This window comes from Pseudomonas sp. ZY71 (assembly GCF_036542145.1).
Lineage (GTDB): Bacteria > Pseudomonadota > Gammaproteobacteria > Pseudomonadales > Pseudomonadaceae > Aquipseudomonas > Aquipseudomonas koreensis_A.
In genome coordinates, this window is the sequence record NZ_CP144274.1 from 3,493,091 (window position 1) to 3,518,201 (window position 25,111).

Annotated in this window: 18 protein-coding genes; 14 read left to right on the forward strand and 4 right to left on the reverse strand. The window is 61.2% G+C overall.

Annotation, left to right across the window (positions count from 1 at the left end; translation table 11 throughout):
• The first annotated feature begins 17 nt into the window (after positions 1 to 17).
• From treZ to VY732_RS15495, 12 genes are all read left to right on the forward strand, one after another.
• Complete coding sequence (treZ, locus tag VY732_RS15440) at positions 18 to 1,820, forward strand: malto-oligosyltrehalose trehalohydrolase (RefSeq protein WP_116032957.1); 1,803 nt, start codon at positions 18 to 20, stop codon at positions 1,818 to 1,820.
• Entirely contained in the window at positions 1,817 to 3,895 is a 2,079-nt protein-coding gene (gene malQ, locus VY732_RS15445) for a 4-alpha-glucanotransferase (protein WP_331691131.1), read from the forward strand. The genes treZ and malQ overlap by 4 nt, the downstream gene beginning before the upstream one ends.
• Positions 3,892 to 6,660 carry a malto-oligosyltrehalose synthase gene (locus tag VY732_RS15450; RefSeq protein ID WP_331691132.1) on the forward strand — a complete coding sequence of 923 codons (2,769 nt, stop codon included), beginning with the start codon at positions 3,892 to 3,894 and terminating at the stop codon, positions 6,658 to 6,660. The genes malQ and VY732_RS15450 overlap by 4 nt, the downstream gene beginning before the upstream one ends.
• Positions 6,661 to 6,687: 27 nt before the next feature.
• Complete coding sequence (locus tag VY732_RS15455; RefSeq protein ID WP_331691133.1) at positions 6,688 to 7,002, forward strand: DUF2934 domain-containing protein; 315 nt, start codon at positions 6,688 to 6,690, stop codon at positions 7,000 to 7,002.
• Between the two features lie 226 nt (positions 7,003 to 7,228).
• Positions 7,229 to 9,388, forward strand: a complete 2,160-nt coding sequence (gene glgX / locus VY732_RS15460; protein ID WP_331691134.1) for a glycogen debranching protein GlgX — start codon at positions 7,229 to 7,231, stop codon at positions 9,386 to 9,388.
• Between the two features lies 1 nt (position 9,389).
• Positions 9,390 to 10,388, forward strand: coding sequence for an acyl-CoA dehydrogenase family protein (locus VY732_RS15465; RefSeq protein ID WP_123593344.1), 999 nt, complete (start codon positions 9,390 to 9,392; stop codon positions 10,386 to 10,388).
• Positions 10,385 to 11,143, forward strand: a complete 759-nt coding sequence (locus tag VY732_RS15470; protein ID WP_331695877.1) for a PIG-L deacetylase family protein — start codon at positions 10,385 to 10,387, stop codon at positions 11,141 to 11,143. The genes VY732_RS15465 and VY732_RS15470 overlap by 4 nt, the downstream gene beginning before the upstream one ends.
• Positions 11,140 to 11,739 carry an SAM-dependent methyltransferase gene (locus VY732_RS15475; RefSeq protein WP_331691135.1) on the forward strand — a complete coding sequence of 200 codons (600 nt, stop codon included), beginning with the start codon at positions 11,140 to 11,142 and terminating at the stop codon, positions 11,737 to 11,739. Before VY732_RS15470 ends, VY732_RS15475 begins: the two co-directional genes overlap by 4 nt.
• Positions 11,736 to 12,422: a glycosyltransferase gene (locus VY732_RS15480; protein ID WP_331691136.1), complete on the forward strand. Its 687-nt coding sequence runs from the start codon at positions 11,736 to 11,738 to the stop codon at positions 12,420 to 12,422. Before VY732_RS15475 ends, VY732_RS15480 begins: the two co-directional genes overlap by 4 nt.
• Positions 12,423 to 12,578: 156 nt before the next feature.
• A complete protein-coding gene (locus tag VY732_RS15485) occupies positions 12,579 to 13,337 on the forward strand; it encodes a PIG-L deacetylase family protein (RefSeq protein ID WP_331691137.1) in 759 nt (252 codons plus the stop codon).
• Positions 13,338 to 13,535: 198 nt separating this feature from the next.
• Complete coding sequence (locus VY732_RS15490; protein WP_331691138.1) at positions 13,536 to 14,318, forward strand: endonuclease/exonuclease/phosphatase family protein; 783 nt, start codon at positions 13,536 to 13,538, stop codon at positions 14,316 to 14,318.
• 389 nt (positions 14,319 to 14,707) lie between these two features.
• Positions 14,708 to 15,775, forward strand: coding sequence for an autotransporter outer membrane beta-barrel domain-containing protein (locus VY732_RS15495; protein ID WP_331691139.1), 1,068 nt, complete (start codon positions 14,708 to 14,710; stop codon positions 15,773 to 15,775).
• Positions 15,776 to 15,897: 122 nt separating this feature from the next.
• On the opposite strand, the gene glgB is transcribed toward VY732_RS15495, so the two are convergent.
• The 3 genes from glgB to VY732_RS15510 form a co-directional block, all read right to left on the reverse strand.
• The gene (gene glgB / locus VY732_RS15500) at positions 15,898 to 18,129 is read right to left on the reverse strand and encodes a 1,4-alpha-glucan branching protein GlgB (RefSeq protein ID WP_212621948.1); all 2,232 of its coding nucleotides are present in this window, start codon (positions 18,127 to 18,129) and stop codon (positions 15,898 to 15,900) included.
• Positions 18,130 to 18,131: 2 nt separating this feature from the next.
• Positions 18,132 to 21,473, reverse strand: coding sequence for a maltose alpha-D-glucosyltransferase (gene treS, locus VY732_RS15505; protein WP_331691140.1), 3,342 nt, complete (start codon positions 21,471 to 21,473; stop codon positions 18,132 to 18,134).
• A 169-nt stretch (positions 21,474 to 21,642) separates the two neighbouring features.
• Positions 21,643 to 23,637, reverse strand: coding sequence for an alpha-1,4-glucan--maltose-1-phosphate maltosyltransferase (locus VY732_RS15510; RefSeq protein WP_331691141.1), 1,995 nt, complete (start codon positions 23,635 to 23,637; stop codon positions 21,643 to 21,645).
• Positions 23,638 to 23,854: 217 nt separating this feature from the next.
• Here VY732_RS15510 and VY732_RS15515 point away from each other — a divergent pair, with 217 nt between their 5' ends.
• The gene (locus VY732_RS15515; RefSeq protein WP_164979430.1) at positions 23,855 to 24,013 is read left to right on the forward strand and encodes a hypothetical protein; all 159 of its coding nucleotides are present in this window, start codon (positions 23,855 to 23,857) and stop codon (positions 24,011 to 24,013) included.
• Positions 24,014 to 24,120: 107 nt separating this feature from the next.
• Here VY732_RS15515 and VY732_RS15520 read toward each other — a convergent pair whose 3' ends face one another.
• Complete coding sequence (locus VY732_RS15520) at positions 24,121 to 24,633, reverse strand: MgtC/SapB family protein (protein WP_123593350.1); 513 nt, start codon at positions 24,631 to 24,633, stop codon at positions 24,121 to 24,123.
• Positions 24,634 to 24,758: 125 nt separating this feature from the next.
• On the opposite strand from VY732_RS15520, the gene VY732_RS15525 reads away from it, so the two are divergent.
• Positions 24,759 to 25,007, forward strand: a complete 249-nt coding sequence (locus VY732_RS15525) for a DUF3203 family protein (protein ID WP_077572698.1) — start codon at positions 24,759 to 24,761, stop codon at positions 25,005 to 25,007.
• The last annotated feature ends 104 nt before the right edge of the window (positions 25,008 to 25,111 follow it).

Below are 25,111 nucleotides of genomic sequence, written 5' to 3' on the forward strand. Positions count from 1 at the left end.
CAGGGAGGTTCACCACGATGCCGTTACGGTCTACTGAAACTTGGCCCCACGGCGCGATCATGCTGGACGCCGAACACACACAGTTCGCGCTGTGGGCACCCGATGCGTTTTACGTCAGTGTCGAGCTTGAAAATGGCCAGTCGCTGCCGATGCTGTCTCAGGTAGACGGCTGGTTCGTGATCAAGGCCCGCTGTCCGGCGGGCACGCGTTACCGCTACAACATCGACGGCGAACTGGAAGTGCCCGACCCGGCCTCCAGAGCACAGGATGGCGACCTCGACCGCCACAGCGTGGTGGTCGATCCGCTGGCTTATCAATGGCGCCACACTGCCTGGCAAGGTCGGCCTTGGAGTGAAGCGGTGATCTATGAGTTGCACGTCGGTGCGCTCGGTGGTTTCGCTGAAGTCGAACAACATCTGGCGCGCCTCGCGGGCCTGGGCATTACTGCCATTGAACTGATGCCGCTGGCGCAGTTCCCCGGCGATCGCAATTGGGGTTACGACGGTGTTTTGCCCTACGCACCGCAAGCCTCCTACGGCACCCCGGAACAACTCAAACACCTGATCGACAGTGCTCACGGCCACGGTTTGGCGGTGATTCTCGACGTGGTCTACAACCACTTCGGCCCTGATGGCAATTACCTGCACCGCTACGCCAAAGGCTTTTTCCGCGAAGACAAACACACACCGTGGGGCGCGGCGATCGATTTTCGCCGCAGCGAAGTTCGCGAATTCTTTATCGAAAACGCCCTGATGTGGTTGCTCGAATACCGCTTCGACGGTCTGCGCCTGGACGCGGTGCATGCCATCGAAGACCCGGATTTTCTCACCGAGATGGCCCAGCGTGTCCGCGCGCAGATTGACCCGAGCCGGCATGTCTGGCTGACCGTGGAAAACGAACTGAACCAGTCGAGCCTGCTCGAATACGACTACGACGCGCAGTGGAACGACGACGGCCACAACGCCTTGCACGTCCTGCTCACTGGCGAAACCGACGCCTATTACGCCGACTACGCCGCGCAACCCACCGAACAACTGGTGCGCTGCCTGAGTCAGGGGTTTGTCTTCCAGGGCCACATCACCCGCCACGGCGAACCGCGCGGCGAGCCCAGCGAACATCTGCCCTCCACCGCGTTCGTGCTGTTCCTGCAAAACCACGATCAGATCGGCAACCGCGCGTTCGGCGAACGCCTGCATCATCTGGCCGATCCGCGTGCCGTGCAGGCAGCGACCGTGTTGTTGCTGCTGTCACCGATGATTCCGCTGATGTTCATGGGCGACGAGTTCGCCGCCGAGCAGCCGTTCCTGTTTTTCACCAGTCACCACGGCGAACTGGCGGAACTGGTGCGCGAGGGTCGACGCAATGAATTCGCCGCGTTCAGCGCCTTCACCGATCCGCACAAGCGCGAGCAGATTCCCGATCCGAATGGCGAAAAAACCTTCCACGCCTCACAGCCAAGGTTGATCGGCCATGGCAGCGAAAAACAGCAGGAAACCCTCGCGCTGTACCAGAAGCTCCTGCAGTTTCGCCATCAATACATCATTCCCCATCTGTCCGGCACCCAAGCGCTCGGCGCGCACATGCTCGGTTATGGCGCGGTCAGTGCGCGCTGGCGTCTGGGCAATGGCAGCGAGCTGCGAATTGACCTGAACCTCAGCGACACACCAGTGGTCAACCCTCCACAGACCGAGGCCGTGTGGCTGTTTCAGCAGCCACCCAGCGCCGATCTGTCGGAATCGGGCGTACTGCCCGCGTATTGCGCGCTTGTCAGCCTCACGGCCGCAACCCCTTTGCAACCTCTGAATGGAGAGCGCCTATGAGCGATGCGCAACTGGAAATTCTCGCCAGCCGAGCCGGCCTCGCCGTCGACTGGATCGACGCCAACGGCCGCCCGCAGAAAGTCGCCCCGGCGGTGCTGCGCAATGTCCTGATCGGCCTCGGCCACCCCGCCAGCACGGCGCAGGAAATCGACGCCAGCCTGCTGGAACTGCAAGCCGTGCAACAAGACCGTCACTTGCCGCCGCTGTTGACCGCCGATGTCGGTGTCGGCGTGGATCTGGCGCGTTATTTCGCCCCGGAAACGCCATGCGAAATCCACCTTGAAGACGGCTCGCGGCTGAGCCTGAAACTCGATTCCGAGGCGATATTGCCGGGGCTGATCCCGGTCGGCTATCAACAGGTGCACATCAGCGACCAGTATTTCACCCTGGCCGTGGCGCCGGAGCGCTGCTTCAGCGTCGGCGATGCGGTGGATAATCCGATTCCCCGCGTCTGGGGTCTGAGTGCGCAACTGTATGCCTTGCGCCGCGCCGGCGACGGCGGCTTCGGCGACACTCAAGCACTGGAAGACCTGGTCCGCGTGGCCGGTGAGCGCGGCGCCGATGCTTTGGCGATCAGCCCGCTGCACGCCATGTTCAGCGCCGACACCGGCCGCTACAGCCCTTATTCGCCGTCCAGTCGGTTGTTCCTCAACTCTCTTTACGCCGCTCCCGGCGCGATTCTCGGTGAACGCGCCTTGCGTGATGCGATCGACGCGGCCGGCCTGGCCGAGCAGTTCGCGCAACTGGAAGACCTGACGCTGATTGACTGGCCGAGCGCCGCCGACGCCAAGCAAAAGCTCCTGCAAGCGTTGTACGAAGGTTTCATCGCCGGTGACCATCCGTTGCACCCGGATTTCGCCAGTTTCCGTCACGCCGGTGGCGAAGCACTGGAAAATCACTGCCGTTTCGAAGCGATTCAGGAAATGCGCGCCGCCCGAGGTGAAAACCTCGACTGGCGGCAATGGCCGGAACACTGGCACGACCCACGCGGCGCAGCGCTGGAAGCTTTCGCCGAAGAATACGCCGAACGCATTGGCTATTTCGCTTTTTGCCAGTGGCTGATCCACCGTTGCCTGGAGCGTGCGCAAACCGCCGCACGCAGCGCCGGCATGGGCATTGGCCTGATCGCCGATCTGGCGGTGGGCGCCGATGGCGCTGGCAGTCAGGCCTGGAGTTTTCAGGATGAATTGCTCGCCTCGCTCACCGTCGGTGCGCCGCCGGACATTCTCAATCGCTCGGGCCAGGGCTGGGGCATTTCCGCGTTCTCGCCGGAAGGCCTGATCCGCAACGGTTTTCGCGCCTTCATCGACATGCTGCGCGCCAACTTCGCCCACGCCGGCGGCTTGCGCATCGACCATGTCATGGGCCTGCAACGCTTGTGGGTGATCCCCAACGGCGCGGCGCCGGCCGATGGTGCGTACCTGTATTACCCGGTCGATGATTTGCTGCGCTTGCTGACCCTCGAATCCCATCGTCATCAGGCGATCGTCCTCGGCGAAGACCTCGGCACGGTGCCCGATGGCCTGCGCGAGAAGCTTATCGCCCGCTCAATGCTCGGCATGCGCGTGTTGCTGTTCGAACAGGACAACACTCATTTCAAACCGATTCTCGACTGGCCGGATAACGCACTGGCGACCACCAGCACCCACGATCTGCCAACGCTCAACGGTTGGTGGCATGGCCGCGACATCGACTGGAACGCGCGGTTGGGTTTTGTCGATGCCAACGGTGAAATCGAATGGCGCCACCATCGTCAGCGTGAACGTGAAGGCCTGCGCAGTGCCTTGAGTCAGGACCCGCAGAATTTCCGCGAGGAATCTCACGAGGCCGATCAAGTGGTCGATGCCGCGGTGCGTTTCCTTGGCCACACCCGCGCGCCGCTGGTGCTGCTGCCGCTGGAAGATGCGCTGGGCATCAACGAGCAGGCGAATCTGCCGGGCACCATCGACACCCATCCGAACTGGTCACGGCGCTTGCCCGGCACCAGTGAGGCGCTGCTCGACGGCGCGGATGCGGCGCGACGTCTGGAATTGCTGGCGTGCGCGCGTCTTCAGGCTGCCGAGCGTGACCAATGAATCAAGCGCTCATCCAGCCCCTGCGCGCGACACTGCGCCTGCAATTTCATAAGGGTTTTACCCTCGAACACGCGGTGCCGTTGGTGCCGTATTTCGCCCGGCTCGGCATCAGCCATATTTACGCCTCGCCGCTGCTCGCGGCACGGGCCGGCTCGATGCATGGTTACGACGTGGTCGACCCGACCCAGGTCAACCCGGAGCTTGGCGGTGAGCCGGCGCTTCGGCGCTTGGTCAGCATCCTGCGTGAACACGACATGGGGCTGATCCTCGACATCGTCTCCAACCACATGGCGGTCGGTGGCAGCGACAACCCGTGGTGGCTCGACCTGCTCGAATGGGGGCGACTGAGCCCTTACGGCGAGTTTTTCGATATTCAGTGGCACTCGCCGGACCCGTTGATGGAGGGCCAGTTGCTGCTGCCGTTCCTCGGCAGCGATTACGGCGTGGCGTTGCAGGAAGGCACGCTGAAACTGCTGTTCAAGGCAAACACCGGCAGCTTTTACGTCGAGCACTACGATCATCATTTCCCGATCTGCCCGAGTGACTACGGTGAGATCCTCAAACACCAAGAGACGCTGAAATCCCTCGCTGACCGGTTCAGCACGCTCAGTTATCAGACCGATGCACATTCGCTGGCGATGCCGCTGAAGGAAGAGCTACGCGAACTGGCGAGCGATCCGCAGACGCTTGAAGCGATACACAGCAACCTGCAGCATTTCGACTCAACGACCGAAGCAGGCTTCCAGGCGCTGCATCAACTGCTCGAGCGCCAAAGCTATCGCCTCGCCAGTTGGCGCACCGCAGCGGACGACATCAACTGGCGGCGCTTTTTCGATATCAACGAACTCGGCGGCCTGCGTGTCGAACGTCCGGCGGTGTTCGAAGCCACCCACGGCAAAATCTTCCAGTTGATCGCCGAAGGCTTGGTTGACGGTTTGCGAATCGATCACATCGATGGCCTCGCCGACCCGCGTGGTTATTGCCGCAAACTGCGTCGCCGCGTCGATCTGCTGGCACCCGGCAGGCACTTGCCGATCTACGTCGAGAAGATCCTTGGCGCCGGCGAAACCCTGCACCGCGACTGGGCGGTGGACGGCACCACCGGTTATGAATTCATGAATCAGCTGTCGCTGCTGCAACACGATCCGGACGGCGAATTCGTCCTCGGTGATCTGTGGCAACGGCGCACCGAACGCCCGGCCGCGTTCATCGAAGAAGCGCAACTGGCGCGTCAGCAGATCCTCAACGGCTCGCTGGCGAGCGACTGCGAAAGCGTCGCCCAGGCCCTGCTGCAAGTGGCCCGCGATGACCTGATGACCCGCGATTTGACCCTCGGCGCGATCCGCCGGGTGTTGCAGGCGTTGATCGTGCACTTCCCGGTGTACCGCACGTACATCAGCGCCATGGGCCGCTCGGCGCAGGACGAGGTGTTTTTCCAGCAGGCCATGGACGGTGCGCGGCAAACGCTGAGCGAAGCCGATTGGCCGGTGCTCGACTGTGTCGCTGCGTGGCTCGGTGGCACACCGTGGCGACGCAAACCGCGCGGGCGTTCACGCAAAATCCTCAAGCATGCCTGCGTGCGTTTTCAGCAACTGACCTCACCGGCAGCGGCGAAAGCCGTGGAAGACACCGCGCTGTATCGCTCGGCGGTGCTGCTGTCGCGCAACGATGTCGGCTACAACACCGAGCAATTCAGTGCCCCGGCCAGCGATTTTCATGCGGTCAATCAGCAACGGCTGGACGAGTTCCCCGACAACTTGCTGGCCACTGCCACCCACGATCACAAACGTGGCGAAGACACCCGCGCGCGTCTGGCGGTGCTTAGCGAGCGCAGCCATTGGTACGCCGAGCAGATCGAGTTGTGGCGCGCCCTCGCCCGCCCCGTTCGGGTTGACGAGCAAATGCCGTCGAGCGGCGATGAGCTGATCCTCTATCAAGCGTTGCTCGGCAGTTGGCCGCCGCAACTGCGCGATGACGATCAGTCCGGGTTCGCCGAGTACGCCAAACGTATCTGGCAATGGCAACAGAAAGCTCTGCGCGAAGCCAAGCTGCAAAGCAGTTGGAGCGCGCCGAACGAAGCCTATGAAAACGCCGCGCAAGCGTTCACGGAAAAGCTGCTCACCGGTGAAGAAGGCGAACTGCTGCGCGCCGCGCTGAGCAAGACCGTCAACAGCATCGCCGCTGCCGGCGCCCTCAATGGCTTGGCGCAAACCTTGCTGCGCATGACCGTGCCGGGGGTGCCGGATCTGTATCAGGGCAATGAGTTCTGGGACTTCAGTCTGGTCGATCCGGACAATCGCCGGCCGGTGGATTACGCCGCTCGTGAGCACGCACTGCAGGAGCCATTGCCACCTGTGGAGTTGCTGGCGAACTGGCGTGACGGGCGCATCAAGCAAGCCTTGATCGCCGAGGTGCTGAACCTGCGTGTCGAGCATGCCGAGCTGTTCCGCCGGGGCACTTACCAGGCCTTGGAAGTGCTCGGCAGTCAGGCGCACAACGTGCTCGCGTTTGCCCGTGAGCACGAGGGCACGCAGGCCATCGTGATCGTGCCGATCCGTTGCGCAACCCTGCTGGAAAACGGTGCTGTACCTCAGGTCGATGCGCTGCGCTGGGGCGATACGCGGGTGGTTTTACCGTTCGCCGCCTCCGAAACAAACCTGAAGGGACTTTTTTCAAGCAGCGCAGTCACAAAAAACAGGGAGCTGAATATCAGCGACGCGCTGGGGGATGTCCCGGTCAATCTCTTTATCCAACACTTAACGTAAGCATGAGTTCAGTTCAGGAGCATTGCGATGAGTACCGACGATAAACGCATCCGCGAATTCGCCTATCAAATCTGGGAATCGGAAGGCCAGCCTGAGGGTCAGGAGGCGCGCCATTGGGAGATGGCGCGCAAACTGGCCGAAGCCGAAGCCCTGGCGCCGAAGAAACCACCAAAAGCCGCTGGCAGCAAAACCGCTGGCAAGGTTAGTGAGGCCAAGGGCCCGGCCGCCAAGCCGAAACCTGCGGCTAAAGCCAAACCGGCCAGCGCCGCCAAAGTGATTCCCCCGGGCGAAAAAGCCGCCGAGAAAAAGCCTCGAGCGCCGAAGAAGCCTTCGGCGATCTGACGCTTACCGGACTATTGAACTGAATGACCGTGTGGCGGGTTCGCTCGCCACCGAGGACGCGTTCGTCCTCAAGAAACACACAAAACCCCCTGTAGGAGTGAGCCTGCTCGCGATAGCGATCTGACATTCAACATCAATGTCGACTGATAGAACGCTATCGCGAGCAGGCTCACTCCTACAGGGGGGATGTGTAAGCCCAGAATTTACCCGTTTTGCAGGAGCAATCATGACCCGTCCAAAGAAAGCCGAACCCACCGCGCACGCCGAGCCGTCGAGAATCCGTGAAGGCCTGCCCTTCCCGCTCGGTGCGACCTGGGATGGTCTGGGGGTGAACTTTGCTCTGTTTTCCGCCAACGCCACCAAGGTCGAACTGTGCATCTTCGACGATGCCGGCGAAGTCGAACTCGAACGCATCGAACTGCCGGAATACACCGACGAGATTTACCACGGCTACCTGCCCGATGCGCATCCGGGGCTGATTTACGGCTATCGTGTCTACGGCCCGTACGACCCGGCCAACGGTCACCGCTTCAACCACAACAAATTGCTCATCGACCCGTACGCCAAGCAACTCGTCGGCCAATTGAAATGGTCGGAAGCACTGTTCGGCTACACCATCGGCCACCCCGACGCCGACCTCAGTTTCGATGAACGTGACAGCGCGCCCTTCGTGCCCAAGTGCAAAGTCATCGACCCGGCGCACACCTGGGGCAACGACCACCGTGTCAGCGTGCCGTGGGACAAAACCATCATTTACGAAACCCACGTGCGCGGCATCAGCATGCGTCACCCGTCGGTGCCGGAGAACGTGCGCGGCACTTTCGCCGGGCTGATGGTCGACGACGTGCTCGAACACATTCGCAAGCTCGGCGTGTCCACCGTCGAGTTGCTGCCGATCCATGCGTTCGTCAACGACCAGCATTTGCTGCACAAAGGCATGACCAATTACTGGGGCTACAACAGCATCGCCTTCTTCGCCCCGGACCCGCGCTACCTCGCCAGCGGCAAGATCGCCGAGTTCAAGGAGATGGTCGCGCACCTGCACGAAGCCAACCTCGAAGTGATCCTCGACGTGGTCTACAACCACACCGCCGAGGGCAACGAGCAAGGTCCGACCCTGTCGATGCGCGGCATCGACAACGCCTCGTACTACCGCTTGATGCCCGACGACAAGCGCTACTACATCAACGATTCCGGCACCGGCAACACCCTCGACCTGAGCCACCCGTGCGTGCTGCAAATGGTCACCGACTCGTTGCGTTACTGGGCCAGCGAGATGCACGTCGACGGTTTCCGTTTCGACCTGGCAACCATTCTCGGCCGCTATCACGATGGTTTCGACGAGCGTCACAGCTTCCTCGTCGCTTGCCGTCAGGACCCGGTGCTGCGTCAGGTGAAAATGATCGCCGAACCGTGGGACTGCGGTCCCGGCGGCTATCAGGTCGGCAACTTCCCGCCGGGCTGGGTCGAGTGGAACGACAAGTTCCGCGACACCGTGCGCGCCTTCTGGAAAGGTGACGACGCTCAGGTTGCCGATTTCGCCAGTCGCATGACCGCGTCCGGCGAGATGTTCAACCAGCGCGGGCGGCGTCCGTATTCCTCGGTGAACTTCATCACCGCGCACGACGGTTTCACCCTCAACGACCTGGTCTCGTACAACGACAAACACAACGAAGCCAACGACGAGAACAATCAGGACGGCAGCAATAACAACCTGTCGTGGAACCATGGTGTCGAAGGTCCGACCGACGATCCGGAAATCAACGCCCTGCGCCATCGGCAGATGCGCAATTTCTTCGCCACCCTGCTGCTCGCCCAAGGCACGCCGATGATCGTCGCCGGCGACGAGTTCGCCCGCACCCAGGACGGCAACAACAACGCCTATTGCCAGGACAGCGAGATCGGTTGGGTCAACTGGGACCTGAGCGAGGATGGCAAAGCACTGCTGAAATTCGTCAAACGCCTGATCAAGTTGCGCCTGACTTACCCAATCCTCCGTCGCGGCCGTTTCCTGGTAGGCGAATACAACGAGGACATCGGCGTCAAGGACATCACCTGGCTGGCGCCGGATGCCACCGAGATGACCACCGAGCATTGGCACGATGCGCACAACCGCTGCCTGGGCATGTTGCTCGACGGTCGCGCACAGGAAACCGGGATTCGCCGCAAGGGGGCGGATGCGACGCTGCTGCTGGTGGTCAACGCCCATCACGACATCGTCAATTTCACCTTGCCGGAAGTACCGGAAGGCAGCTTCTGGACGTGCATGATCGACACCAATCAGCCGTCGATCCGTGGCCAGGAACGCTTCGATTTCGGCCACGAGTACTCGGTGACCGGCCGCTCGTTGCTGCTGTTCGAACTGCAACGTGATGAAGAAGATTGATATGGACCTGCACCGTTATCTCGCCCGGCGTCCGGCGGATTATCCGCACACCGTAGCGCTCGGCAATTGCCTGCGGGCGCTGGTCGAAGCCGGGCTGGATCGTTTGCCGTTGCCGGGCAGTGGCCACACGCTGGAACGTTTTCAGCAATTGGCGGAAGTCGGCGGGCATGATCTCGGTTTGTGCAAACTGTTCGAAGGCCACACCGACGCATTGGCGATCATCGAACAACTGGGCGGTTCGCCGACACCGGGCAGCACCTGGGGCATGTGGGCAGCGGAACCGCCGCAAGCGCGGGTCAAGATCAGCCCGGCCGGGCACATGGTCGCGTTGCACGGGCGCAAGGCTTGGTGCTCCGGGGCCGCTGTGCTCAGCCATGCCTTGCTCACCGCGTGGGATGCCGATGATCAGCAACAATTGGTCGCCGTTGCCCTCGACCAACCGGGCGTGACTGTCACCGAGCAAGGCTGGCAAGCGGTCGGCATGGCCGCTACCGGTAGCGTCGAGGTGCTGTTCGACGGCGCCGAAGCGCAGGCCATCGGCAACCCCGGCGACTATCTGCAACGACCCGGTTTCTGGCAAGGCGGGATCGGCATTGCCGCGTGCTGGTACGGCGCCGCGCGGCAAATCGCCGAAGCGTTGCGCGCGCAGTGTGGACAACGCCCGGAACCGCACGCCCTCGCCCATCTCGGCGCGGTCGACAGCGCGTTGCAGGCGGCCGCCGATGTGCTGCGGTTCAGCGCGCTGCACATCGATGCCCATCCCGAGGACAACGCCGAACTGCTGGCCCGTCGGGCCCGCGCGGTGGTCGAGCAGTCGGCAGAACAGGTGATGCGTGAGGTCGGTCGCGCCCTCGGCGCCGGGCCGTTTTGCAAGGATCGGCACTTTGCCCGGCTCAGCGCCGATCTGCCGGTGTTCTTGCGCCAGAGTCATGCCGAACGCGATCTGGCTGCGCTCGGTCAGTTGATTGCCGAACAAAGCGGCGAGGCATGGACGTTATGAAAACCAACCCGATTGTCGGCCAGGGCACCAGCCTGCATCAATGGCAGGCTTCGCGGCATCTGGCGGAACTGGACAGCATCGACATCCTCAGCCTGGTGCCACCGGGTGCGCGGGCGGTGATCGTCGCGCCGCACCCGGACGACGAAGTACTCGGTTGTGGTGGTTTGCTGCAATTGCTCGCCGAGGCCGGTCGGCCTCTGCAACTGATTTCGGTCACCGACGGCAGCGCCAGCCACCCCGGTTCCAGTCGTTGGCCGGTCGAACGTCTGAGCGTGGTGCGCCCACAGGAATCTGCCGAAGCGCTGCGCCGACTCGGCCTGCCGATGCATCGCATGAAGTGGCTGCGCGGCGGTTTCAGCGACACGCAGGTCGCGGCTCAGGAGACCGAGTTGGTGGAGTTCATCGAGCGTCATCTGCGTCCCGACGACGTGATCTTCACCACCTGGAGCGAGGACGGTCATTGCGACCACGAAGCCGTCGGCCGCGCCAGCGCCGAGGCTGCCCGTCGCGTCGGTGCGACTTGCCATGAATTGCCGGTGTGGACCTGGCACTGGGCAACCCCGGAAGACGCTTTCGTACCGTGGCAACGCGCACGCAAGATTCTCCTGACGCCGGCGCAAGTCGCACGCAAGCGCCACGCGGTGTACGCCTTCGCCAGTCAACTGGAGGGCGATCCTGACGCCGGACTCGGCCCGGTGCTCGCGCCCTATGTGCTTGATCGCCTGCTGCAACCTTTCGAAGTGGTGTTTCTATGAGTGTCGAAGATCGCTATTTCGATGGCCTGTTTGCCGGCAACGACGACCCCTGGGCCTTCCGCGAGCGCTGGTACGAGCAGCGCAAACGCGCAATCACCCTCGCCGCCCTGCCGCGTCCGCGCTATCGGGCAATCTTCGAACCGGGCTGCGCCAACGGCGAGTTGAGCGCCGAACTCGCCGGTCGTTGCGATCGCTTGCTGTGCTGTGACACGTCCAGTGCGGCGGTGACGTTGGCGCGCACCCGTTTGAGCCTGTTCGATCACGCTGAAGTGCGGCAAAACCGTCTTCCCGGCGACTGGCCGGAGGAAAAATTCGACCTGATCGTATTTAGCGAGATCGGCTACTACCTCGATGGTGAAGATCTGACAGACGTGATCCGTCGGGCCAGTAATTGCCTGACTGCCGACGGCCAGTTCCTCGCCTGTCACTGGCGTCCGCCCATCGACGGCTGCCCGCTGAATGCGCGGCAGGTACACGACCTGATTCACGAAAAACTGCACCTACCGCGAGTGGTTCTGCATCAGGAAGCGGACTTCATTCTTGAGGTGTGGAGCCGCGAACCGCGCTCAGTAGCGGCACTGGAGGGCTTGCGATGATCGGCATTCTGATCCCGGCGCACAACGAGGAAGACTTGCTTGACGAATGCCTGAGCGCGGCCGTGCGCGCCAGCCGGCACTGCTTGCTGGCCGGAGAACGGGTCGAGGTTCTGGTCGTGCTCGACAGCTGCACCGACCGCTCGGCGCAGATCGTCAGTCGCTATCCGGTGCTGAGCCTGCACATCGACGCGCGCAACGTCGGCCAGGCGCGTGCGGCCGGCGCACAGCTGTTGCTGGAACGCGGCGCGCGCTGGATCTCCTGTTCGGACGCCGACAGCCGCGTCGCCGACGACTGGCTGGTGGCGCAGCTGGGCTTGGGTGCGGACGCCGTCTGCGGTACCGTCACGGTCGAACGCTGGCACGAGTCGTTCGATGCGGCGGCGCAAATCCGCTACCACCGGCATTACCGGGCCTGCGATGGCCATCGGCACATTCACGGCGCCAATCTGGGCATCAGCGCCGACGCCTATCGCTGGGCCGGGGGCTTTAAACCGCTGGCGTGCGACGAAGATGTGCAGTTGGTGCGGGAGCTGGAGCGGGATGGCGCCAATATCGCCTGGAGTCATCGCCCGCAAGTGCTCACCAGCGCGCGGTTCGACAGCCGTGCGCGCGGTGGCTTTGGCGACTATCTGCGAAATCTGGCACAGATGGAGCAAAAAAAAGCGGATCAGATTGATCTGTGACGCGACGAAGTTCGCTTCATGAGCAATACTCTGCTGCGCGGCAATCCAGGGTTCGGAGCGTCGCAAGGCATTCAACCAGCCTTCACGGGTCGGTAGCGTCGGGCAATCACTGTCATGCGCACGACTGAGGGCGAGACAACACAAGGACGTCATATCATGAAACCGTTAACCCTCAGCGACAGCAGTTCATCGGCGCAAATCTGGAACAGCGCCGCGCAACTGGACAACATCCCCGTGATCAATACCCGCAGCCTGGTGCCCGACGGTGCCCGCGCCGTGGTCATCGCACCGCATCCGGGCGATGAAGTGGTCACCTGCGGCGGTCTGCTGCAATTACTCTCCAGCCTCGGTCATCCGCTGCAATTGCTCTCGGTCACCGATGGCAGCGCCAGCCATCCGGGTTCGCGGCAATGGTCGGAGAAACGTCTGAGCGTGTTCCGCCCACAGGAAAGCGTCGAAGCCCTGCGCCGCCTCGGCCTGCCGATGCACAGCCTGAAATGGGTGCGTGGCGGCTTCACCGACAACGCCCTGTGCGACCAGCAAGCGCAAGTGACCGAATTCATCAGCCGCTACCTGCGCCCCGGCGACGTGGTGTTCAGCACCTGGCGCGGCGATGGCAACGACGACCACGAAGCGGTGGGCCGGGCCAGTGCGCAAGCGGCGGAACAGGCTGGCGCGACCTTCCATGATGTACCGGTGTGGGCCTGGCATTGGCCCGAGCGCGACCAGCAACTGATCCCCTGGGAACGCGCGCGCAAACTGCGCCTCGACACCTGGACCTTGGCGCGCAAGAGCCACGCCACCCACGCCTATGCCAGCCAGCTCAAGGGCGAACCGGCGATCGGCATTGCGCCGATGCTGCCGCCGGTGCTTCTCGAGCGGATGCGCCTGCCCTACGAAATTGTCTTTGTCTGAATCTCTACGACACTGCCGAGCTCTTTGTAGGAGTGAGCCTGCTCGCGATAGCGGTGTGTCATTGACGCAAATGTTGATTGATCCACCGCTATCGCGAGCAGGCTCACTCCTACAAGGCTTTGTGGATTGATCAGAAGGAACTGCCGCCCCTCGCCATCAGTCGCATGAATAAGCGGCCCGCAATCCAGAGGAGTAACCGTGTCCAGCGATCCCAAGCGTCATGTTGTCGACGCGCCCGTCATTCATCGTCTCCGGGTGTTGACGGTCAACACCCACAAAGGCTTCACCGCGCTCAATCGGCGCTTCATTCTGCCGGAGCTGCGTGAAGCGGTGCGCAGCACCTCGGCCGATCTGGTGTTTCTCCAGGAAGTGGTGGGTGAACATGAGCGGCATTCGAACCGTTACAACGACTGGCCGCAAACCTCGCAATACGAATTTCTCGCCGACAGCATGTGGAGCGACTTCGCCTACGGACGTAACGCCGTTTACCCCGACGGCCACCACGGCAATGCGCTGCTGTCGAAATACCCGATCCGTGAATACCGCAACCTCGACGTCTCGATCACCGGCCCCGAACGCCGTGGTCTGCTGCACTGTGTGCTGGACGTGCCGGGGCATGCCGAAGTGCATGCGATCTGCGTGCATTTGAGTCTGCTCGAGAGTCATCGGCAATTGCAGCTACAGCTGCTCTGCCAATTGCTCGAATCGCTGCCCGACGATGCCCCGGTGATCATCGCTGGCGATTTCAATGACTGGCAGTTGCAGGGCAATGTCGCCCTCGCCCGTCGCGACTATCTGCACGAAGCCTTCGAGCGTCATCACGGACGCCCGGCCAAAACTTACCCGGCGCGTTTTCCGTTACTGCGACTGGACCGGATCTACCTGCGCAACGCCAGCAGCCACGACCCGCAGATCCTCGGTAGCAAGCCGTGGACCCATCTGTCGGATCATCTGCCACTGGCTGTCGAGGTACACCTGTAGCCGCAATATTGACAGCAATGCCGGACGCGATGGATCAGCTCATTCGGCGGTCAAAAGTTGCCGACAGACCATCTGTCGGCAACTGAATGCCTCTGGACCGGGGCTTTCGCTGCGTTTATCCATGCAAACAACCACTTAGTTATGTGCAGAAAAACAAACGCTTGCAAAGCCCGTTTTGCTACTACCGCTCATCGTTCAATTTCTTGACGGGCACGCTCGACTCTTCTTATCTCTACCTTACTACCCCCGGAATCACTACCCGGGACGAACCTTCGGACACTCGCGAAATCGAGCGGTCACGGTTCGCCCCACTCCATTCGGTCGCCCCTCGTTCGGGGTAGGAGAGACGCCACACAGAGAGAATGCATGCGCCTGCAAGGTAGACCTCCATGAAAACGCCCATCACCCCACACGAGATCAAAATCACTTTCTGCACAGTGTCGAGTTCTATCTTGCTGTGCTCATCCATGGAGGCGCAGGCCGGTCCTGCGGCGGATGAAACCACCCCGTGGTATCGCGCGGATGTGCCGGTCATGACACTGCCCGTCACCGTCATTACCCCCGGCCCGCAACGCTTGAGCCCTCGCCCGGACTTGCAGGGGGCGAACCTGATCACTGAAGACCTCGCCCCGTCAGCCTGGGATGAGTTGTACGGCAGAAGTGCGCGTCAGGCACAAACCGATGTGCTGTCGTCGGGTTACGCAACACCCGGCAGCGGCGACTTCAAAGGGCCAGCCGTACTGACTCTGCAAAGTGGCAGCCATACCCAGACCATCGGCCTGATCGGCGGCGTCAACCAGATTCAAGCCAATGGCAACGGCGTGCTCACCAGTCGCGCTTTGGCCGATCCGAACAGTGACACGCTCAATCTGCAAGGCCAGAGCCTCGGTGCCTATTACAGCCTGATCGGCGCCCAGGGCTGGCACGTGGATTTATCCGCCAGTGGTGGTCGGGTCAGCGGTTTCAGTCGCAACGGCCAAGGCGCCCGCCAAGCCACCGAAGGCAGTGCCATGACCTTCTCGGTCGAAGGCGGCTTCCCGATTGGCTTGAGTGAAAATTGGGTAGTGGAACCGCAAGCGCAATTGATCAATCAGCGCATCACCCTCGACACGCCCTACTCCGGTTCCGGCAATGCCTCTTCCTCCGATCTGACGGCGTGGAGCGGCCGCGTCGGCGCACGGTTGAAAGGTAGTTACGATCTGAATGGTCTGCCGGTCGAACCCTATGTGCGCACCAACCTCTGGCACACCGTTTACACCGGCAATACCGTGACGCTGGATCAGGTCGACAAGATCAGCAGCAGCCGCAAGTCATCCACCGTCGAGTTGGGATTGGGCCTGGTGGCGCGGGTGACGCCGGCGGTGAGTCTGTATGTCAGTGCCGATTACAGCAGTGATGTCGATGACAATGATTTGAACGGGATCATTGGCAGCCTTGGGGTGCGGATGCGTTGGTAGCGTTTGGCTTGGCGGCGATAGTGTTTGTGCTGACGCCATCGCGAGCAGGCTCACTCCTACAAGGGGAACGCATTCAAATGTAGGAGTGAGCCTGCTCGCGAAGGCAGCGACGCGGTCTCGGATCAGCCCTCCGGTTTGAGGATCAACACCGCCAACGGCGGCAGGTTCAGCTCCAGCGACAACGACTGGCCATGGCTCGGCACTTCCTCGGTAAATGCCCCGCCGCCATTGCCATAATTGGAACCGGCATAGGTGTCGGCATCGCTGTTGAGCAATTCAGTCCAGCGCCCGGCAAACGGCACACCGACGCGATAAGCCTGACGCGGCACCGGCGTGAAGTTGGCCACCACCAGCACCGGTTTGCCGTCCTTGCTCCAACGCAGCCAGGCATAAACGCTGTTGATCGCATCGTCGCCGATCAACCACTGGAAACCCTGCGGCGCGTCGTCCTGATCGTGCAGCGCCGGTTCCTCGCGGTACAGCCGATTCAGGTCACCCACCAGTTTCTGCACACCTTTGTGCTCGGAATACTGCAGCAGATACCAATCCAGCTGTTGATCGTGATTCCACTCGCGCCACTGGCCAAACTCGCAGCCCATGAACAACAGTTTTTTGCCCGGATGCGTCCACATGAAACTCAGATAGGCGCGCAAGTTGGCGAATTTCTGCCAGCGATCGCCGGGCATCTTGTCGATCAGCGAGTGCTTGCCGTGCACCACTTCGTCGTGGGAGATCGGCAGGATGAAACGCTCGGACCAGGCGTAGACCAGGCCAAAACTCAACTCGTTGTGATGGTGCGCGCGGTACACCGGGTCCTGCTGGATGTAATGCAGCGAATCGTGCATCCAGCCCATGTTCCATTTGTAGGCGAAACCCAGACCGCCCTGCTGCGTACTTTGGCTGACACCCGGCCACGCGGTGGATTCTTCAGCGATGACCAGCGCACCCGGCGCTTCCAGTTCAACCACGTCGTTCAAGTGCCGGAGGAAGTCGATGGCTTCCAGATTCTCGCGTCCGCCATGACGGTTCGGTACCCATTCCCCGGCCTTTCGCGAATAGTCGCGATAGAGCATCGAAGCCACCGCATCGACGCGCAAACCGTCGACATGGAAATGCTTCAACCAGTGCAACCCGGAAGCCAGCATGTAGCCATGCACCTCGGTGCGCCCGAGGTTGTAGATCAGCGTGTCCCAGTCCTGGTGGAAGCCTTCCAGCGGGTTGCCGTATTCGTACAGTGCGGTGCCGTCGAATTGTGCCAGACCATGGGTGTCGGTCGGGAAATGCGCCGGCACCCAGTCGAGAATCACGCCGATCTCGGCCCGGTGGCAGGCGTCAACAAATTCGGCAAACTGCGCCGGCGAGCCATAGCGCGCGCTCGGTGCAAATTGCGACAGCAACTGATAACCCCATGAACCACCAAACGGGTGTTCCATGATCGGCATCAGTTCGATGTGGGTGAAACCCAGTTCTTTCACATACGGAATCAGCCGCTCGGCCAGTTCCGGCCAGGTGTACTGGCGCGCCACTTCGCCGAGATCATCCAGCTCGCATTGCCAGGAACCTGCGTGCAGTTCATAGATCGACAGCGGCGCCGAATGCTTGTGACGGTCACGGCGGCTGCTCATCCAGTCCTGATCCTGCCAGTCGATTTGCAACGGCTCAGCGACTTTCGACGCGGTGTCCGGCGGCAGGCTGGTAGCCAGCGCCATCGGGTCGGCCTTGAGCGGCAGAATCCCGTGGGCACCGAGAATCTCGTATTTGTACAACTCCCCCGCTTGCAGGCGCGGGATGAACAACTCCCAGACCCCGGACGGATGACGCAAGCGCATTGGATGCCGGCGGCCGTCCCAGACGTTGAAATCCCCCACCACTGACACGCGCCGGGCATTCGGCGCCCACACGGCGAAACGCACGCCGTCGACACCATCCACGGTTTTCAGCTGGGCGCCGAGGCACGCACTGAGGTCGCGGTGATTGCCCTCGGCGAACAGATACAAATCCATTTCACCGAGCAACTGGCCGAAGCTGTACGGATCCTCTGCAACTTGCTCGCCGCCGGCCCAGCGCGTGCGCAACTGGTACGGTCGCGCCTGATCGAAATGACCGACAAACAGCCCCGGCGTTTCGGTCTGCTCCAACGGACCGCGTTCTTCGCCGCTGTCCTTGTCCAGCACCACGACGCTCAATGCACCGGGCAGATAAGCGCGAATAAACTGCCCGCCAGCGCCATCGCCGTGCGGGCCAAGAATGGAAAAAGGGTCGTGATGTTCAGCGCGGACCAAAGCGTCGATATCTTTCGCCGAGGGCAGCAGTGCTTCTTTGACCTGACCCTGTTCCTTGTTTGAGAAACTCATGACTACTCTCCACCAAGATCGGAAAAGGGTTTAAGCCCCGTCAATAACCCGTACAAACCGTGCAACGGCACGGGCAGCCACGTGGGGCGATTTTCGGCTTCATAGGCCACTTCATAGGCCGCCTTCTCCAGGCCGAACAACGCCAGCGCGGCGTCGGCACCTTCAGGATCTTGCCAGGCATGATCAAGACTAGCTGCCGCACGGCGATATGCCTGAACAAATGCCTCACGGGCCTCACGCAGATAACGCTCGGCGACCAGACGCCGCGCGGTTTCAGACTCAGCGCTGTGGTCAACGTTGTGCACGTTGATGGTCATCGCTGCCGCGTAATCGAAGGAGCGCAGCACGCCGCTGACATCTTTGTACGGACTGTGTTTGCCACGCCGCTCGCTCAATGGCCGCGCGGGTTCACCCTCGAAGTCGATCAGATAGGCATCGCCCTTGATCACCAGCACCTGGCCCAAATGCAGATCGCCATGGACGCGAATGCGCAAACCGCCGACGGCTTTCTTCGCCAGCTCCTGCACATGGGCGAGGATGGTTTTCTTCTCGTCGACCAGACGTTTGACCAGTTTCTGATCCGCAGCGCTGAGTTCGCCCTGATGCTGCTTGAGCAGTTTCAAGGCGTGCTCGACCTGGGCCACAACATCCTTGCCCGTCGCCTGCATGTCCTTGGCCGTCGACACCTGCGGCGCGAAGTCGGCATTGTCGGTTTTCGCGGCGAGCACCTTGTGCATCTCACCCAGACGCTGACCGAGCATGCCGGCAAAATCCTTCAGCTCACCGAGGGCGTTGTAATGCTGTTCCTGCTCGGACATGGCGTCGGCCAGTTCATCACGCAGCGCTCGTTCGAGGTTGTTCTGCGTCCATTCCCAGGCATCGCCCTGATTGCTCAAGTAACCCTGAGCGATCATCAGCAGATTGTCTTCACCCTTGCCATCGCGGCGGATCACCGAGCCGAGCAGCGGAGAGATATTGGCAAATCCGGCCTCGGTCAGGTAAGCGCTCATCTCCAGTTCCGGGTGTACGCCAGAAGCGACTTTACGTATCAGCTTGAGCACCAGGCTGTTGCCGATCACCACCGAACTGTTTGATTGCTCAGCGGACAGATAACGCACTTCCGACTCGGCACCGAGGCCGAGTTTTTCCAGATGTGGGGTCGGCGCAAAGCGGATTTCGCCCTCGGCCGACTCCAGCACCGTGTTGTTCTGCATGCCTTGCAGCACTGCGCGAACAAACGCTTCAAGGCTGAACGCGTCGGTGATCAAGCCGACCTGTCGCACTCGTCTTACACGGGACAGAGCCAATTGCTGCGGCAACGCCGGGCCAACCTGATCTTCGGCAATAAAGCCGAAAGGCAGTTGATAGCGACTGGTCTGCCCAGCGCTGGTGACTTCGATTTCGCTGAGCAGCACCGGATGCTGCGCATCGCCGAAGCGCACGCCGTAGGCCAGATGCACCTTGTCGATGGCTGCATCCTTGCCGGCGAACCAGCGGCGGTTCTGCAGCCAGCTCGGCAGAATGCTCTGCTCCAGCGTCGTCCGTGACGGCGCTTCGAGCAGTTCTTCCATGCGTTTCTTCAACACCAGCGTGGTGAAGTCCGGCAGGCTCTGCGCCGGTTCGACGTGCCAGCTCGGCATCTGGTTTTCCGCGGCCAGCGCAAACCAGTAGAAACCGTACGGCGCCAGGGTCAGGAGGAAATTCAACTGACCAATCGGCGGGAACGCATTACCGCCAAGCATTTCCACCGGCACCATGCCGACGTAGGCCGACAGGTCCAGCTCCACCGCTTGCGCACTGCGCGAGACGTTGGCCACGCACAGAATGATTTCGTGTTTGCCGTCGACATCGGTGAATTCGCGGGTGTAGGCCAGCACGCGACGGTTGTTCGGCGAGAGCATCTTCAAGGTGCCACGGCCGAAAGCCTTGGACTGCTTGCGCACGGCGAGCAGACGGCGGGTCCAGTTCAGCAGCGAATGCGGATCGCCGGACTGGGTTTCGACGTTGACCGACAGATAGCCGTACTGCGGGTCCATGATCGGCGGCAGCACCAGACTCGCCGGATCGGCGCGGGAGAAGCCGCCGTTGCGGTCGATCGACCATTGCATCGGCGTGCGCACACCGTCGCGGTCACCGAGGTAGATGTTGTCGCCCATGCCGATTTCGTCGCCGTAATACAGGGTCGGCGTGCCGGGCATCGACAACAGCAGACTGTTGAGCAGTTCGATGCGGCGGCGATCGCGCTCCATCAATGGCGCCAGACGCCGACGAATACCGAGGTTGATCCGCGCGCGACGATCTGCGGCGTAGTAATTCCACAGGTAGTCGCGTTCCTTGTCGGTGACCATCTCCAGCGTCAGCTCATCGTGGTTGCGCAGGAAAATCGCCCACTGGCAGTTGGCAGGAATTTCCGGGGTCTGGCGCAAAATGTCGGTGATCGGGAAGCGATCTTCCTGGGCCAGCGCCATGTACATGCGCGGCATCAGCGGAAAGTGAAAGGCCATGTGGCATTCATCACCGTTAAGGCCCGCGGCATCGGTATCACCGAAGTACAGCTGGGTGTCTTCCGGCCATTGGTTGGCCTCGGCGAGCAGCATGCGATCGGGGTAATTGGCGTCGATTTCCGCGCGAATCTGCTTGAGAACGTCGTGGGTCTCGGGCAGGTTTTCGTTGTTGGTGCCGTCGCGCTCGATCAGGTACGGGATGGCGTCGAGACGCAAGCCGTCGATGCCCATGTCCAGCCAGTAGCGCATCACCGAGAGCACGGCTTTCATCACTTGCGGGTTGTAGAAGTTCAGGTCCGGCTGGTGCGAATAGAAGCGGTGCCAGAAATACTGGCCGGCGACCGGGTCCCAGGTCCAGTTGGATTTTTCCGTGTCGAGGAAAATGATCCGCGTGCCGTCGTATTTCTGGTCGTCATCCGACCACACATAGAAGTCCCGCGCCGCCGAGCCGGGCTTGGCCTTGCGCGCCCGCTGGAACCACGGGTGCTGGTCCGAGGTGTGGTTGATGACCAGTTCGGTGATCACTCGCAAACCGCGTTTGTGCGCCTCGGCGATAAAGCGCTTGGCGTCGGCCATGGTCCCGTAATCGCTGTGCACGCCACGGTATTCGGCGATGTCGTAGCCGTCGTCGCGACGTGGCGAGGGATAGAACGGCAACAGCCAGATAGTGTTGACGCCGAGGTCGGCGATGTAATCGAGTTTGGCGATCAGGCCGGGAAAGTCGCCGATCCCGTCGTTGTTGGAGTCGAAAAACGATTTGACGTGAACTTGATAGATCACCGCGTCCTTGTACCAGAGCGGGTCTTTGATGAAGGTGGCTGCCTTGGGTTTCTTCGCCATGTGAAACTCCTGTTCAATTCTAGAAAAGCCGTGAGCCGATCACCTGACTCGAAAACGCTGAGCAACCTGTAGGAGTGAGCCTGCTCGCGATCGCGGTTTCATATTCGGCAGAGTTGTCGCCTGCAAGATTGCTATCGCGAGCAGGCTCACTCCTACAATGGATCTGTGTTCAGGCAGTAATCCGCCAAATGCCGAACGGCTGGTACGCCGGGTCCAAACGCATGAACTGATATTTGCCATGCCAGTCCCAGCGATGCCCGTTCATCAAGTCTTCGCCGTGGGTCGTCGCGTCGTCGGGCAGGCCCATTTCCCACAGCGGCAGTTCGAAATTCGCTTCCTGCACGTTATGCGGATCGAGGCTGACCGCGACCAGAATGAAGTTGCTGCCGTCAAAACTGCGTTTGCCGAAGTACAGAATGTTGTCGTTCCACGCGTTATAGATCTTCAGGCCCAGGTGCGTGTGAAGCGCCGGGTTCTGCCGACGAATGCGGTTGAGCTGGGCGATCTCGGCAATGATGTTGCCGGGCGCGGTGAAGTCGCGGACGCGGATCTCGTACTTCTCCGAGTCGAGGTATTCCTCTTTGCCCGGCACCGGCGCCGACTCGCACAGCTCGAACCCCGAATACATGCCCCACAGGCCCGAGCCCATGGTCGCCAGCGCCGCGCGAATCAGAAACCCCGGGCGCCCGGATTCATGCAGGAACGCCGGGTTGATGTCCGGCGTATTGACGAAGAAGTTCGGCCGGTAGCATTCGCGCCATGGCGATTCATTGAGTTCAGTGAAATACGTCGCCAGCTCAGCCTTGCTGTTGCGCCAGGTGAAATAGGTGTAGCTCTGTGTGTAGCCGACCTTGCCCAGACGCGCCATCATTGCCGGTGTGGTGAAGGCCTCTGCGAGAAAAATCACTTCCGGGTACAGCGCCCGCACATCAGCGATCAGCCATTGCCAGAACGGCAGCGGTTTGGTGTGTGGATTGTCGACGCGGAAGATTTTCACGCCCTCCTCGACCCAGCCAATGACGATGTCACGCAGCTCAATCCAAAGGCTCGGAATCGCCTCCGGCGCATAGAAGTCGACGTTGACGATGTCCTGATATTTCTTCGGCGGGTTCTCTGCGTATTTGATCGTGCCGTCCGGGCGCCAGTTGAACCAGCCCGGGTGCTGCTTGAGCCACGGATGATCCTGGGAACACTGAATGGCGAAATCGAGAGCGATTTCCAAACCGTGATCGGCGGCAGCAGCCACCAGTCGACGGAAATCCTCGCGGGTGCCGAGTTGCGAGTGGATCGCCTCATGACCGCCCTCCTCACTGCCGATGGCATAAGGGCTGCCCGGATCATCGGGGCCGGCGGTCAGGGAATTGTTGCGACCCTTGCGATGGGCGCGGCCGATCGGGTGGATCGGCGTGAAGTACAGCACGTCGAAGCCCATGTCCTGAATCATTGGCAGACGTGAGTGCACATCGTTAAAAGTGCCGTGACGGTGCGGATCGTCGGTGATCGAACGTGGAAACAATTCATACCAACTGGCGAACTCGGCCAGTTCGCGTTCGACGTCCATGGGGAATTCAGGACTGACGCTCAAGTAGGCGCGGTGATCGGCCTCAGCCATCAATTGCGCACTGCGCGAGTGCAGAAACAGCGCGACCTGCTCGGTTTCGAGCAAACCGGACAATTCGTGGTGCAACGCGGCAAGCTGTTCGCTGAGCTGCCCTTCGCTGCGTTCGGCGGCCTGTTGCACCATGCTCCGGCCTTCCTGCAATTCCAGCGAAACCGGAACTGCAGCGGTGTGTTTCTTCTCCAGCTCATACTGAAAACTGGCGAAGTGATCGATCCACGCCTCAATGCAATAGAGGAAGCGCCCTTGATGCTCAGGGCGGAACTGGCCTTGCCAGCCATTGTTGCCCTGATCTGCCATGACCTTACTTTGCCAGGTTTCCTCGCCTTCCTCGCGCCAGCGGATGCGTACCGCGAGTTTGTCGTGACCGTCGGCAAACACCTTGCTGGTGACCACCACTTCGCGGCCGGCAATCGACTTCACGGCGAACTGCCCGCCATCGAGCGTCGGCATGGTGTTCTCAATGACAATGCGCGGCAGCAGCAAGGCCTGCGACAGTGGCATGTGCGGGTTGTAGCTTTGTTCAGAGGGTTTTTCAGCAGTCATTGAGCATCTCTCCTTAACGCCCCAAGGACGCTCTTGTGCCGGATCAGTGTTCACAACAAAGCACCTGCCCCGGAATGAACTCACTTAGGTTCCGAGCGACCGGTGCCGGGAAAAGTTCAGATGAAATTACCGTGTCAGAAAAGCGGATCGAATTGCGTGCAGGGTGGTCAATCCACTTAAGCACTTCTCACGCCATGTGCCACACGGAGGTCATCAGATGAACATCCCGATCCCGGCTGAAACGCCTGATCCGAACATCGACAAACCCACTTTGCCCGAGACCGAGCCGCAGCCGGTTCCGGAGCAGGAACCACCAGGCACCACGCCACCGCCGAAGGAAGAACCGCCTAGCACGATGCCGCCCGTTATCGTGTAACTGACAGTGTGGGAGCTTGCCTGCAAGCGATGAGGCCAGACCAGTCATCTCTTCATTGCCTGATGCGCAGCTATCGCCAGCAGGCTGGCTCCCACAAATCGCCACAATCAGTGGTCATCAGTCTTCTCCTCTTCTTTTTCGAAGAGTTTCACGATCCGCGGCATCACGCTGAAAATCCCCAGCGCCAGCAGGGTACTGAGCAGCGCCGTCGCTTCCCTGCCAAGGCCGGCCGCGACACCAATGGCCGCGGTCATCCACAGCCCGGCAGCGGTGGTCAGGCCTTTGACATGTCCCTCATCGCCTTCCTTGTTTTTCAGGATAGTGCCGGCACCAAGAAAGCCGATCCCGGCTATCACCCCTTGCACCACGCGACTCATCGCATCGGACTCGGCTCCGGACGTCTGCGGCACCAGCACAAACAACGCCGCCCCCAGCGCTACCAACATATGCGTGCGCACCCCGGCCGCCTTGCCTTTATGCTCACGCTCGAAGCCAAGAATTCCGCCGAGAACCGCCGCCATCAGCAGGCGCACGGTGATGCGCGTCAATTGCGAAGCATCTCCGACGTCGGCGAATTCCGCTTGCAGGGTTTCCCACACTTCATGCCACCACGCGTTCATCGTGCAGTCCTTGTTATTGGCTCGGTAAACGATGGACAGCGGCGACCATTAATCAGTTGCGCAGAACGATCAGCGCAGCGTGCGCCCTAACGTTGCAGACCTCCCCGAAAAAAAGGACCGCCCCTATGCCTCTTCGAGTCGATGAATCTAACCCCGAGCAAAAAGTGTGTTTTTTCACCGTCGAACATGGCGAGGAAATTCGCATTTGCGACACATTGGAAGTCATGACGGATAGCGAAAAATCCATGTCATTCGTGGAAATAGAAGGCCGCCGCGTTTACATCACCGAGGCAGAAGCCGACGAATTGACCGTCGCAGGCGCCAAGGACGGCCGCAAGCATTTGAAGGCCGACGAGAGTGGTTCGGTGATTTGACTGACCTTGATCAACCCCCCGCGCAAACGCCTGAGATAGGCGTTTGCGCCTTTACCTGCGGGTTGCTTCAAGTTGTCGCAGGCAATGCGCAAAATCACATCTGA